This is a genomic window from Actinomadura sp. 7K534, assembly GCF_004348575.1.
Taxonomy (GTDB): Bacteria; Actinomycetota; Actinomycetes; order Streptosporangiales; family Streptosporangiaceae; genus Spirillospora; species Spirillospora livida.
Genome location: NZ_SMKB01000065.1, coordinates 19,324 through 32,964, shown reverse-complemented (window position 1 = coordinate 32,964; position 13,641 = coordinate 19,324). Strand labels below are relative to the sequence as shown.

At 74.5% G+C, this 13,641-nt stretch carries 9 protein-coding genes and 1 pseudogene; all 10 read left to right on the top strand.

The window, feature by feature from the left end:
• Window positions 1–53 precede the first annotated feature (53 nt).
• On the top strand, window positions 54–854 hold the full coding sequence (locus tag E1266_RS15610; RefSeq protein WP_132047506.1) for a TlyA family RNA methyltransferase: 801 nt from the start codon (window positions 54–56) through the stop codon (window positions 852–854).
• Between the two features lie 141 nt (window positions 855–995).
• Window positions 996–1,880 (top strand): annotated as a pseudogene (locus tag E1266_RS15605) (NAD kinase); the annotation flags it as partial.
• 215 nt (window positions 1,881–2,095) lie between these two features.
• Complete coding sequence (gene recN, locus E1266_RS15600; protein ID WP_132047502.1) at window positions 2,096–3,802, top strand: DNA repair protein RecN; 1,707 nt, start codon at window positions 2,096–2,098, stop codon at window positions 3,800–3,802.
• A gap of 145 nt (window positions 3,803–3,947) precedes the next feature.
• Window positions 3,948–5,186 carry a putative cytokinetic ring protein SteA gene (gene steA, locus E1266_RS15595; protein ID WP_132047500.1) on the top strand — a complete coding sequence of 413 codons (1,239 nt, stop codon included), beginning with the start codon at window positions 3,948–3,950 and terminating at the stop codon, window positions 5,184–5,186.
• A complete protein-coding gene (locus E1266_RS15590; RefSeq protein WP_132047498.1) occupies window positions 5,183–6,139 on the top strand; it encodes a copper transporter in 957 nt (318 codons plus the stop codon). The genes steA and E1266_RS15590 overlap by 4 nt, the downstream gene beginning before the upstream one ends.
• Before the next feature lie 4 nt (window positions 6,140–6,143).
• A complete protein-coding gene (locus tag E1266_RS15585; RefSeq protein ID WP_132047496.1) occupies window positions 6,144–7,160 on the top strand; it encodes a hypothetical protein in 1,017 nt (338 codons plus the stop codon).
• A gap of 32 nt (window positions 7,161–7,192) precedes the next feature.
• Window positions 7,193–8,809 (top strand): lipid II flippase MurJ, encoded by a 1,617-nt coding sequence (locus tag E1266_RS15580; protein ID WP_132047494.1) that lies wholly within the window; start codon window positions 7,193–7,195, stop codon window positions 8,807–8,809.
• Between the two features lie 70 nt (window positions 8,810–8,879).
• Window positions 8,880–10,079, top strand: coding sequence for a glycosyltransferase family 4 protein (locus tag E1266_RS15575; protein WP_132047508.1), 1,200 nt, complete (start codon window positions 8,880–8,882; stop codon window positions 10,077–10,079).
• Window positions 10,080–10,329: 250 nt separating this feature from the next.
• Window positions 10,330–11,352 carry a TerC family protein gene (locus tag E1266_RS15570; RefSeq protein WP_132047492.1) on the top strand — a complete coding sequence of 341 codons (1,023 nt, stop codon included), beginning with the start codon at window positions 10,330–10,332 and terminating at the stop codon, window positions 11,350–11,352.
• A 76-nt stretch (window positions 11,353–11,428) separates the two neighbouring features.
• Window positions 11,429–13,639 carry an acyl-CoA dehydrogenase gene (locus tag E1266_RS15565; protein ID WP_132047490.1) on the top strand — a complete coding sequence of 737 codons (2,211 nt, stop codon included), beginning with the start codon at window positions 11,429–11,431 and terminating at the stop codon, window positions 13,637–13,639.
• Window positions 13,640–13,641: the final 2 nt, after the last annotated feature.

Here is a 13,641-nt window from a genome sequence, read left to right as displayed (position 1 = left end):
CCCGTGAGCCCGCCCGTGAACCCGGCGGAGGCCCGCCGGACGGAGGCACGGCGATGAGCAGGCGCCGCCTGGACGCGGAACTCGTGCGCCGCGGCCTCGCCCGGTCCAGGGAGCACGCCGGGCAGCTGATCGGCGACGGCCGGGTGCGGGTCGGCGGGCAGCCCGCGGCGAAGGCGGCGACGCAGGTCGAGACCGGCGCCGCGATCGTGGTCGCCGAGGCGGCCGCCGGCCCGGAGTACGTCTCGCGCGGCGGGCACAAGCTCGCCGGCGCGCTCGACGCGTTCGGCGGGCCGGACGTCAAGGGCCGCGTCTGCCTGGACGCCGGCGCCTCCACCGGGGGGTTCACCGACGTCTTGCTGCGCGCCGGCGCGGCGCGGGTGTACGCGGTCGACGTCGGGTACGGCCAGATCGCATGGTCCCTGCGGACGGACGAACGGGTGACCGTGATGGAACGGGTGAACATCCGCGAGCTGACGCCGGAGATGCTCGACGGCGAGCCCCCGGAACTCGTCGTCGGCGACCTGTCGTTCATCTCCCTGAGGCTCGTCCTCGGGCCGCTGCACGCCTGCGCGGCGCCCGGCGCCGACTTCGCGCTCATGGTGAAACCGCAGTTCGAGGTCGGCAAGGACAGGGTCGGCGCGGGCGGGGTCGTGCGCGACCCGGAGCTCCGCGCCGACGCGGTGCGCCGCGTGGCCGGGCATGCGGCGACAATGGGGCTCGGGGTCCGGGGCGTGACGGCGAGCCCCCTGCCGGGCCCGTCGGGGAACGTGGAGTACTTCCTCTGGCTGCGCGAGGGCGCCCCGCCGCTCGACCCGGCCGACCTCGCCAAGGCCATCGCGGAGGGCCCGCAGTGATCGGCAGCGTGCTGAGCGGCAGCGCAATGAGCGACAGGGCTCCGCGGGACCGTACAGAGGGCGACCGAACCGGGAACGTACCCGACCGGGACGTCCGTCCAGCCGTCTGTACGCCGTAGCGCGTCGGGAGTGGGGCAGAGCATGAGCAAGAGGTCGGTGCTTGTCGTGGCGCACACGGGGCGTCCCGAGGCGATCCGCAGCGCCGAACTGGTCATCGAGCGGCTCAGCGAGGCCGGCATCTGCGTGCGGGTCCTCGACGAGGAGGCCGCCGCGATCGGCGGCACGGGCGTGGAAGTCATGCCCAGCACCGCGGCCGCGGCCGACGACGCCGAGGTCGTCATGGTCCTCGGCGGCGACGGCACGCTGCTGCGCGCCGCCGACCTGACCCGCACGTCCGGGACGCCGCTGCTCGGCGTCAACCTCGGCCACGTCGGGTTCCTCGCCGAGGCCGAGCGCGAGGACCTCGCCGCCACCGTCGAGGGGGTCGTGGCCCGCCGCTACGACGTCGAGGAGCGCATGACGATCGACGTCACCGCGCGCCGCAACGGCACGGTCCTCGGCACGACGTGGGCGCTGAACGAGGCGAGCATCGAGAAGGGCGAGCGGGAGCGGATGCTGGAGGTCGTCGCCGAGATCGACGGCCGCCCCCTGTCGAACTGGGGCTGCGACGGCGTGGTGTGCGCCACACCGACCGGGTCGACCGCGTACGCGTTCTCCGCCGGCGGCCCGGTCGTGTGGCCGGAGGTCGAGGCGATGCTGGTCGTGCCGATCAGCGCGCACTCGCTCTTCGCGCGTCCGCTGGTGGTGTCGCCGCGCTCGTCGGTGGCGGTGGAGGTGCTGCCCGGCACGCCCCGCGCCGTCCTGTGGTGCGACGGGCGGCGCACCCTCGACCTGCCGCCCGGCGCACGGGTCGAGGTCCGGCGCGGCGTCGAGCCGGTGCGGCTCGCGCGGCTCCATCTCACCCCGTTCACCGACCGGCTGGTAACTAAGTTCGGGCTGCCCGTGACGGGGTGGCGGGGCCGGGTCCGCCAGCCCGCGCGCCCCTCGCCCTCGCTGGAGGACTCGCAGGTCGGAGACGCTCCGGCCGCGGGCGGCGACCCCGGCCGCCCCGCGCCGGGCACGGCGGCGGACGGGGGGTCCGCGGCGCCGGACGGGGGAGCGTCCGGCGGGGAGAGGAGATAATCTCCACAGGCGCTGGTCCGGGATCTGTTTTGCGGAGGGTTGTGACGCTGGTGCGCCCGATGGTCGATGAGGTGCGGATCCAGGGCCTCGGAGTGATCGACGAGGCCGTGCTCGATCTGTCCCCGGGGTTCAACGTGGTGACCGGCGAGACCGGGGCGGGCAAGACCATGGTCGTCACCAGCCTCGGGCTGCTGTTCGGCGGCCGCGCCGACCCGCAGCGGGTCAGGCCGGGCGCCGACCGCGCCACCGTGGAGGGCCGGATCGTGGTCGACCCCGGCGGCCGCGCGGTCGAGCGCGTCGAGGAGTCCGGCGGCGAGCTGGACGACGGGGCGCTGATCGTCACCCGGTCGGTGTCGGCGGAGGGCCGGTCCCGCGCGTTCCTCGGCGGGCGGTCCGTCCCCGTCAACGTGCTGATCAACCTCGCCGACGACCTGGTCGCCGTGCACGGGCAGTCCGACCAGCAGCGGCTGCTGCAGTCGTCGCGGCAGCGCGGCGCGCTCGACCGGTACGCGGGCGCGGCGCTCACCAAGCCCATGCGCGCCTACACCAAGGCGTACCAGCGGCACCGGCAGGTCACCGCGCTGCTGGAGGAGCTGACGACCCGGGCGCGGGAGCGGGCCCAGGAGGCGGACGTGCTCCGCTTCGGCCTGGAGGAGATCGAGAAGGTCGACCCGAAGGACGGCGAGGACGTCGGCCTCGCGGCCGAGGAGGAGCGCCTCGGGCACGCCGACGCGCTGCGCGGCGCCGCCGACACCGCGCACGAGGCGCTGCTCGGCGACGCCGCCGCCGCGTTCGAGGCCGCGAACGTGACGAGCCTGCTCGGCCAGGCCCGCAACGCGCTCGACGCCGTCCGCGAGCACGACCCGGAGCTGGCGGCGCTCGCCGACCGGCTCGCCGAGGCCGGCTACCTGGTCTCCGACGTCGGCACCGACCTCGCGTCCTACGCCGAGTCCGTCGACGCCGACCCCGCCCGGCTCGCCGCCGTCCAGGAGCGGCGGGCCGAGCTCACCGGCCTCACCCGCAAGTACGGCGGCACGGAGGGCACGGTCGCGGAGGTCCTGGAGTGGGCGCGCAGGTCCGCGTCCCGGCTCACCGAGCTGGAGGGCGACGACGACCGCATCGAGGAGCTGCGGGCCGAGCACGCGGAGCTGACCGAGCGGCTCGCCGCCGAGGCGGCGGAGCTGACCGAGGTCCGCACCCGCGCCGCCGAGCGGTTCTCCGGCGCGGTCACCGAGGAGCTCACCGCGCTGGCGATGCCGCACGCCCGCGTCGTCGTCACCGTCACCCCGACCGAGGACTACGGCCCGCACGGCGTCGACGAGGTGGAGGTGCGGCTCGCGCCGCATCCGGGCGCCAAGCCGCTGCCGCTGCACAAGGGCGCCTCCGGCGGCGAGCTGTCCCGCGTCATGCTGGCGATCGAGGTCGTGTTCGCCGGCGCGGACCCGGTGCCGACGTTCGTGTTCGACGAGGTCGACGCCGGCGTCGGCGGCAAGGCCGCCGTGGAGATCGGGCGCCGGCTGGCGCGGCTCGCCCGCAACGCCCAGGTGATCGTCGTCACACACCTGCCGCAGGTCGCCGCGTTTGCCGACCAGCACCTGCTGGTGGAGAAGTCCGACGACGGCAGCGTCACCAGCAGCGGCGTCACCGCCCTGGACCGCGAGGGGCGCGTCCGGGAGCTGTCCCGGATGCTCGCCGGCCTGGAGGACTCCGAACTGGGCCGCGCCCACGCCGAGGAACTCCTGGCGATGGCCTCCGAAGAACGTTGACCGCACCGGAGAGCCGCCCGGACGGACAGGGTGCCCCCGCCGCGGGACGAGCACCCCGCAAAATCACAGAGGGTACGCGAACGGACACGCCTGGACGCCCGTCTTTTCGGGCGTCCGCATCCGCGCTCTGGCAGGATGGCAAGTGATGAGCGACCCGTCACCCACCACCGAGCGCCGCGTCCGGCTGGCACAGAAACTGCCGCTGCGCGCGCTCGCGCTCGGCCGCGGCCGCGAGGACGGCCTGCCCGGGGTCAACGCCGCGGTCCGGCTCGACCGCCGCACCAAGGACCTCACCAAGCGCCTCCAGCCGGGCGAGGTCGCGGTGATCGACCACGTCGACCTCGACCGCGTCAGCGCCGAGGCGCTGGTCTCCTGCGAGGCCGGCGCCGTCGTCAACGTCGCGCCGAGCATCTCGGGCCGGTACCCCAACCTCGGCCCGCAGATCCTCCTGGAGGCCGGCATCCCGCTGGTCGACGACGTCGGCCCGGAGATCTTCGCCAAGCTGCAGGAGGGCGACCAGGTCCGCGTCGACGGCTGCGCCGTGCACCGCGGCGAAGAGCTCATCGTCAAGGGCACCGAGCAGACCCCCGAGTCGGTGGAGACGGCGCTGGTCGAGGCCAAGGCCGGCCTCGCGAGCCAGCTGGAGGCGTTCGCCGCCAACACGATGGAGTACGTCAAGCGCGAGCGCGACCTGCTCATCGACGGCGTCGGCGTCCCCGACGTCACCACGAAGCTCGCCGGGCGGCACGCGCTCATCGTGATCCGCGGCTACCACTACCGCGAGGACATCGCGACCCTGCGGCCCTACATCCGCGAGTACCGGCCGGTCCTGATCGGCGTCGACGGCGGCGCCGACGCGCTGCTGGAGGCCGGCTACCGCCCCGACATGATCGTCGGGGACATGGACTCGGTCTCCGACGACGCGCTCACCTGCGGCGCGGAGATCGTCGTGCACGCCTACCGGGACGGGCGGGCCCCGGGGCTGAAACGGGTGGCGGAGCTCGGCCTGGAGGCGGTCACGTTCCCCGCCACCGCCACCAGCGAGGACATCGCCATGCTGCTCGCCGACGACAAGGGCGCCTCGCTCATCGTCGCGGTCGGCACGCACGCCAACATGGTCGAGTTCCTCGACAAGGGCCGCGCCGGCATGGCCAGCACCTTCCTCACCCGCCTGCGGGTCGGCAGCAAGCTCGTCGACGCCAAGGGCGTCAGCCGCCTCTACCGCAGCCGCATCTCCACCTGGTCGCTGCTGTTCCTCGTCCTCGGCGCGCTCGTCGCCATCGTCATCGCCGTCGCGGTGTCCCCGGCGGGGGACGTCATCAGTCCCCTCCTGGCCGACCGCTGGCACGCCTTCGTCTTCTGGCTGACCGGACTCTTCACGTGATCGATTTCCGCTACCACCTCGTCTCCATCGTCGCGATCTTCCTGGCGCTGGCTCTCGGCATCGTGCTGGGCTCCACCACGCTGTCGGACTCGGTGAGCGACACCCTGCGGCAGCAGGCCAACCAGGCCGCGAAGACCGCCCAGCAGGCCCGCAACCAGCAGCGGCAGCTGCAGGAGCAGGTCAACGGGCAGGAGCAGTTCGCCGGCCTGCTGTCGCCGCAGATCGTCGCGGACCGGCTCAAGGGCCAGTCCGTCGTCATGGTCGAGGCGCCCGGCGCCGGCGACGACAGCATCGAGCAGGTCGGCGAGCTGGCCAAGAACGCGGGCGCCGCCGTCACCGGCCGCGTCACGATCCAGAAGAAGCTCCTGGACGACGACCAGCTGATGACGATCGAGGAGCTGGCCACCCAGCTCAAGGCCGACGACGTCGAGTTCCCCGAGGACGCGAACGCCTACGACAAGGCCGGCGCGGTCCTGGCGGGCGCCCTGGTCACCCGGGACCCCGACGAGTCCGGCCGCGAGGACGCCTCCGGCGGGGCCGTCCTCAACGGCTTCAAGGAGGCCGGGTACATCACCGCCACCGGCAAGCCGGGCCAGCACGCCACGCTCGCCGTGGTGGTCGGCCCCGCCACCCCGTACGCCTACGAGGGCGGCGGCGACGACAACAAGGCCCTGATCTCGCTGGCATCCGCCCTCGACGCCGCCGGGCGCGGTACGGTCGTCGGTGGCCCCTCGACCTCCGCGCAGGAGGGCGGGCTGATCGCGGCGCTGCGCGACTCCGACGCCGAGGAGAAGGTCTCCACCGTCGACGTGGTGGACACCCCCTCCGGCCAGGTCGTCACGATCCTGGCGCTGCAGAACGAGATGAACGGCAAGAGCGGGCAGTACGGCACGGGCGCCGGCGCGAGCGGCTACCTGCCCTCGCCCGCGCCGACGGCGGGGAAGAACGGGTGACCTGATGAAGCGACGCAACGCCGGCTCGGCGGGACGGCTCGGCGCGCTTGCCGGAGCGGCCCTGGGCGCCGCCGCCGCACGCGCCGCCTACGGCGCGCTGACCCGCAACCCGCCCGGCCTGAACGGGGTGCCGGGCGACGAGGTGTGGGGCCGCACCAACCACCGCGGCGAGCCGGTGACGCTGCTGGAGGGGCCCGCGGTCGTCGCGGGCGCCGCCGCGGCGGGGCTGCTGGCGCCCGGCGCGACGGGCCGGATGCGCGCCGCCGCGCTGCTCGCCGGCGCCGGATCCGGCGTCCTCGGCGGCTACGACGACCTGGCCGGCTCGGCGTCCTCGCGCGGCTTCAAGGGCCACCTGACCGCGCTGGCCCGCGGCGAGGTCACCAGCGGCGCCGTGAAGATCCTCGGCATCGGCGCGACCGGGCTCGCCGCCGCCGCCATCGCCGGGTCGCCCGCCCCGACCCGGACGGGACGCGCCTTCGACGCCCTCGTCAACGGCGCGATCATCGCCGGGTCCGCGAACCTGATGAACCTGTTCGACCTGCGTCCCGGCCGGGCCGTCAAGGTCGGCCTGATCACCGGCACGCCGCTGGCGCTGGCGCGCCCGTCCGCCGCCGTCGTGGCCGCGCCGCTCGGCGCCGCCGCCGCGCTGCTGCCCGAGGACCTCGGCGAGCGCGCGATGCTCGGCGACACCGGGTCCAACGCCCTCGGCGCGCTGCTCGGCCTGGCCGCCACCCGCCTCGGCCGCGGCCCCCGGCTCGCCGTGCTGACCGGCCTCGTCGGGCTGAACGCCGCCAGCGAGTTCGTCAGCTTCACCAAGGTCATCGCGGGCAACCCGGTGCTGAACCGCATCGACATGCTCGGCCGCCGCCCGGTCGCCGCGCCGGCCCCCGCGCCGGCGGCGGCCTCGGCCGACGACGGCAAGCCCGACATGGAGGACGCGTTCCGCCCGGCCGTTCCGCCGCAGTCCGGTCCGGCGGGCAGCGGAGTGGCGGGCAACGGCGTCACCGCCGACCCCGCATAGGCGCACGAGACCCCCCGCCGCATTCGAACAGCGTGCCACCGTCAACTCTCCGCCGCCTGACCGGCGGCCTCGCCGGCGCCGCCGTCGTCATAGCGATCGTCACGGTCCTGGCGCGGCTGGCCGGATTCGGGCGCACCTACGCGTTCTCCCAGACCGTCACCACCTCGTGCCTCAGCCAGGCGTACTTCACCTCCACCCAGATCCCGTTCATCGTCTACGAGATCGTCGCGGGCGGCGCCCTCACCGCCATGGTCGTGCCGGTGCTGGCCGGGGCCGCCGAGCGCGGCGACCGCGACGAGGTCCGCCGCATCGGGTCGGCGCTGCTCACCTGGATCGTCGTGCTGATGGTGCCGCTCTCGCTGCTGATGGCGCTCGGCGCCCGGCCGGTCATGGAGCTGCTCGTCGGCCGCGACCTGGAGGGCTGCTCGCGCGACGGCATCGTGGACGTCGGCTCCTCGATGCTCGCCGTCATGTCCGCGCAGATGGTGATGTACGGGATGGCGGTCGTCCTGTACGGGGTGCTGCAGTCCCACCGCCGGTTCGTCGCCCCGGCGCTCGCGCCGCTGATGTCGAGCCTGGTGGTGATCGGCGCCTACCTCGTCTTCGCGCCCCTCGGCCGCGGGTACGAGAACGACCTGGCCGGCCTGCCGCTGAGCGCCGAGCTGACGCTGTCGGTGGGCACGGCGCTCGGCGGCGTCGCGATGGCGGCGACCGCCGGGATCGCGGCGTGGCGGCTGCGGCTCCGGCTGCGCCCGACGCTGCGGTTCCCGGACGGGGTGGCGCGGAAGGTGCGGCGGCTCGCCGCCGCCGGGCTCGCCACGGTCGCCGCGCAGCAGCTGTCGGCGCTGCTGGTCGTGCGGCTGAGCTACGAGGGCACGGGCGGCGCGCTCGCCAACTACCAGTACGCGTGGGCGATCTACCTGCTGCCGTGGGCGATCCTGGCCGTGCCGATCGCGACCAGCGCCTTCCCGGCCCTGTCCGCGCGGATGAGCGCCGGGGAGCACGAGCGGTTCGACCGGGTCACCGCGTCCACCACCCGCGCGGTCGTCCTGGTGTCGTGCGCGGGCGCCGCCGTGCTCGCGGCCGTCGCGGTGCCGATCGCGGCCGTGTTCAACCCCGGCCTGCCCGACCAGCAGGACGTGCTGTCGCGGGCGGTGCTGGCGTTCGCGCCCGGTCTCGTCGGCTACGGGCTCGTCGCGCACCTGGGGCGCGTCCTGTACGCCTGCCACCGGGGGAGGGCGGCCGCCGGCGCGGTCGTGACGGGCTGGCTGGTCGTGATGGCCGCCGACGTCGCGCTCGTGCTCACCGTCGACCGGGAGTGGGTGGTCGCCGCGCTCGGCATCGGCAACGCGGCCGGGATGACCGTCGGCGGCGTCCTGCTGGTCGCGGCGCTCGTCCGCACCCGGGGCGCCGCGTCCGTCGCCGGGACGCCGCGCGCCCTGGCCGCCGGGCTGACGGGCGGCGCAGGAGGAGGCGCGGCCGGGTACGCCACCGCCGCCCTGCTCGGCACGGGCGGGCAGCTGCACAGCACCGGGACCGGGGCGGTGGCCGCGCTCGCCGCCGGCGCGGCGTTCCTGCTCATCGCATTCATGATCGACGGCCGGGATCTGCGGGCCGTCCTCAACCGAAGGGTCACCCGCGATGTCTGAGAAGGATCCCTGCCGCTCCCGGGGGCGGACCCCCAGACCCCCCGAACGCTCCGCGCTGGACCTGGACGGCCTGCGCGTGGCGCTGGTGCTGGGCACCAGCGCGGGCGGGGTCGGGCGGCACGTGCGGTCCGTCGCCGCGGGCCTGGCCGGCCGCGGCGCCCGCGTGGTGGTCTGCGGGCCCGCGTCGACGGAGGAGCTGTTCGGCTTCAGCGGCGCCGGCGCCCGGTTCGCGGAGGTCGATCTCGCCGACCGGCCCCGGCCGGCGCGCGACGCCAAGGCCGTCGCCCGGCTCCGGTCGCTGGTGCGCGGAGCCGACGTCGTCCACGCCCACGGGCTGCGGGCCGGTGCCATCGCCGTCGCCGCGTGCGCGCAGGTCGCGCCGGGCCCGCTGCGGTTCTCGCGGGGCCGGACGCCGGTGGTCGTCACGCTGCACAACGCCGTGATCGCGGGCGGGCGGACGGCCGCGGTCTACGGGGCGCTGGAGCGCGTCGTGGCGCGCGGCGCGGCCCGTGTCCTCGGCGTCTCGCCCGACCTGGAGGAGCGGATGCGGTCCCTCGGCGCCCGGTCCGCCGGGCACGCGATCGTGCCCGCGCCCGCGCCGAAGGCGCCGCCGGGCCCGGCCGTCCGCGCAGACCTGCGCGCGGAGCTGGGCGTGGGGGACCGGCCGCTCATCATCACGGTGGGGCGGCTGGCCGAGCAGAAGGGCCTGCCGACGCTGCTGGACGCCGCGCGGGACTGGGCGGGCCGCACCCCGCCGCCGCTCGTCGCGATCGTCGGGGACGGGCCCCTGGAGGACGAGCTGCGCTCCCGGATCGACGCCGAGGAGCTGCCCGTGCGGCTGCTCGGGCGCCGCTCGGACGTCGCCGGGCTGCTGGCCGCCTCGGACGTCGCGGTCGTCCCGAGCGTGTGGGAGGGGCAGCCGCTGATCGTCCAGGAGATCCTGCGGGCGGGGCTGCCGCTCGTCGCGACCCGGGTCGGCGGCATCCCCGGCATGGTCGGCGCGGCGGGCCGGGCGGCGGACGGCGGTTCCCCGGCGGGCGGCACGGGCGGTCAGCTGCTGCACGGGCCCGAGAGCGAGGCGGCGCTGCTGGTGCCGCCCGGCGACGCGGGCGCCCTGGAACGCGCGGTGAGCCGCGTCCTGGACGACCCGGCGCTCGCGGCGCGGCTCGGGTCGGCCGCCGCGCAGCGGTCGGCGATGCTGCCGGACGAGGACGACGCCGTCGCCCAGCTGGCCGACCTGTACCGGGAACTGGCGGGCCCCCGCCGCTGAGCCGGAGGGCGGGCGGTGACAGGACCTTAGACGCCGCTTCCGCGGCGCGGGTTCGAGAAAAGTGAAAAAAGTGTCGTGGGAGGGGGAACCGCGCCTGCGTGGGTCGCGTTAGAGAGGGCAGTGGAGGGGAGTATCCCCGCGCACGGTTCCCGTCAGTACGGCCGGTCCATACCTGCCCGGGTCCGTGGCCCTCGCTCGTGCAGGGCGGGAGAGACCTCCAGCGCCCGTTCGTGTCCGCTGGAGGTATGCGTTGTCCGTCTCCCCCTTGGTGTGGGCCCTGACGATCACGGGGATCCTCGTCGTCATCGCCGCAGACCTCTTCCTGATCCACCGGAACGAGACGCGGGAGTTCACCACCCGGCGCGCCGCGTTCTGGTCGGTGGTCTACATCGGCCTCGCCGTGCTGTTCGGCGTCGGCGTCTGGGTCTTCTCCGGCGCCCGGTACGCCGGTGAGTACTTCGGCGGATTCGTCACCGAGAAGAGCCTCAGCGTCGACAACCTCTTCGTGTTCATGGTGATCCTCACCCGGTTCGCCGTGCCGAAGCACGCCCAGCACACCGTCCTGATGGCGGGCATCGTCATCGCGCTGGTGCTGCGCGGCATCTTCATCGCCGTGGGCGCCGCGGCGATCTCGACGTTCACGTGGGTCTTCTTCCTCTTCGGCCTGTTCCTGCTCTGGACGGCGTTCGGGATGGTCCGCGGCGCCGGCGAGGACGAGGGCGAGCTCAAGGAGAACGCCCTCCTGCGGTGGGCCAAGCGGGTCATCCCGACGGCCGACGAGTACGACGGCACCCGGTTCTTCACCCGGCGGGACGGCGCCCGGGTGGTCACCCCCCTGGCCATCGTGATGATCGCCATCGGCTCGACCGACGTGCTGTTCGCGGTGGACTCCATCCCGGCGATCTTCGGGCTGACGACCGAGCCGTACCTGATCTTCACCGCCAACGCGTTCGCGCTGATGGGCCTGGTCCAGCTGTACTTCCTGCTCGGCGGGCTCACCGACCGGCTCGTCTACCTGTCCCACGGGCTGGCGTTCATCCTCGGCTTCATCGGGGTCAAGCTGATCCTCCACGCGGCGCACGAGTACGGTGCCGGATGGGCGCCCGAGGTGCCGATCTGGCTGTCCCTCGCGGTGATCGCCGGGACCCTCGTCGCGACGACCGTGGCCAGCCTGACCGTCGGCCGCAGGGCCGGTGACGGCGGGCCGCGGGTGGCGCTGACGGAGGTCCCCGCGGAGGCGGACGCCGAGATCTCGGCCACCCGCGAAGGGTGAAGTCCCCCACACTGGACCACAGCACCGAATCCTGTTCTAGAATCGCGGTCAAAAGCGGCTGAGAGAGGGTTCACGCATGGCCATCGGGCTGACCGAGGAGCACGAGGCGCTCGCCGAATCGGTGCGGGGCTTCGCCGAGCGAAACATTCCCGCGACGGCCGTCCGGGCCGCGCTGGAGGCCGACGAGGAGAGCAGGCCCGGCTTCTGGCCGGCCCTGGCGGAGCAGGGCCTGCTGGGCCTGCACCTGGACGAGGAGCACGGCGGCCAGGGCTTCGGCCTCCTGGAGCTGTCGGTCGTGCTGGAGGAACTGGGCCGCGCCGCCGCGCCGGGCCCGTTCCTGCCGACCGTGCTCGCGAGCACCGTCGTCAACGCGTCCAGCAACGCGAAGGTGCGCGCGGAGCTGCTGCCCGCCCTCGCCGACGGGTCCAAGACCGGCGCGGTCGCGCTGGACGGGGAGCTGACCGGCCGCCGCGAGGGCGACTCCCTCGTCGTGTCCGGGACGTCCGCGACGGTCCTCGGCGGCACCCTCGCCGACGTGATCGTGCTGCCGGTCGCGGACGGCGACGGCGAGCAGTGGGTCGCGGTCGACGCCGCCGACGTCACGGTCACCCCGGTCGCGAGCCTGGACCGGGTCCGCCGCGTCGCGGCCGTCGAGGTCTCCGGCCTCGCCGTCGCCGCCGACCGCGTGCTGGACGGCCTGACGACCGAGCGCGTCAAGGACGTCGCCGCCGCGCTGTTCGGCGCCGAGGCGGCCGGTCTCGCCGGCTGGCTGGTGGCGACCGCGGCCGAGTACGCCAAGGTCCGCGAGCAGTTCGGCCGCCCGATTGGGCAGTTCCAGGGCGTCAAGCACAAGGCCGCGCGCAGCCTCATCGCGCTCGAGCAGGCCCGCGCCGCCGCCTGGGACGCCGCCCGCGTCCTGGACGAGGGCACCGAGGCGGCCGGCGCGGAGCAGACCCGCTTCGCCGCCGCGGTCGCGGCCGTCATCGCGCTCGACGCGGGCGTGCAGACCGCCCGCGACGCCATCCAGATCCTCGGCGGCATCGGCTTCACCTGGGAGCACGACGCGCACGTCTACCTGCGCCGCGCCCTCACCCTGCGGTCGCTGCTCGGACCGGCCAAGGACTGGGCCGCCCGGATCGCGACGCTCGCGCTGGACGGCTCCCGCCGCGAGGTCGTCCTGGAACTGGACGAGGACGCCCAGCCGCTGCGCGAGCGCATCCGCGCCGAGGTCGCCGAGCTGGCCGCCATCGAGGACAAGGGGGAGCTCCACGCGAAGCTGGGGGACGAGGGCTGGAGCGTCCCGCACTTCCCGAAGCCGTGGGGGCGCGAGGCCGGCCCGGTCGAGCAGATCCTCATCCAGCAGGAGCTGAAGGCCGCCAAGGTCAAGGCCCCGAACCTGGGCATCGGTGCGTGGCTGGTGCCGTCCCTCGTCCGGTACGGCACCGATGAGCAGAAGGAGACGTTCCTCCGCCCGACGCTGCGCGGGCAGATCGTGTGGTGCCAGCTGTTCTCCGAGCCGGGCGCCGGCTCCGACCTGGCGTCGCTGTCGATGAAGGCCGAGCGGGTCGAGGGCGGCTGGCGGCTCACCGGCCAGAAGATCTGGACGTCGCTCGCGCACTACGCCCAGTGGGGCTTCTGCATCGCCCGCACCGACCCGGACGCCGCAAAGCACGACGGCATCACCTACTTCCTGGTGGACATGAAGTCCGAGGGCATCGACGTGCGGCCCCTCAAGGAGCTGACCGGCGAGGCCATCTTCAACGAGGTCTTCCTGGACAACGTGTTCGTCCCCGACGACCGCGTGGTCGGCGAGGTGAACAAGGGCTGGCAGGTCGCGCGCAACACGTTGTCCAACGAGCGGGTGTCGCTGTCGACCGGCGGCGGGCTCGGCATGGGCGTCCCCGAGCTGCTGGACTTCTTCAAGAACCGCACGCTGGACCCGGTCGCCGCCGTCGAGGTCGGCAAGCTGATCGCGCAGGGTCAGTCGATCGACCTGCTCGGCCTGCGCACCACGCTCAAGCAGCTGAACGGCGTGGAGCCGGGTGCGGAGGCAAGCGTCCGCAAGCTGCTCGGCGTCCAGTTCAACCAGGACGTGGCCGACTACTGCTGGGCGGCGCAGGGCGCGGCGTCGGTCACCGAGGTGCCGATGGCCGAGAGCGGCATCGTGGCGCGGCACATGCTGTTCAGCCGGGCGATGACGATCTACGGCGGCACCACCGAGGTGCAGCTCAACATCATCGGCGAGCGCCTCCTCGGCCTCCCCCGCGACCCCGAACCCGGCAAGTGAGA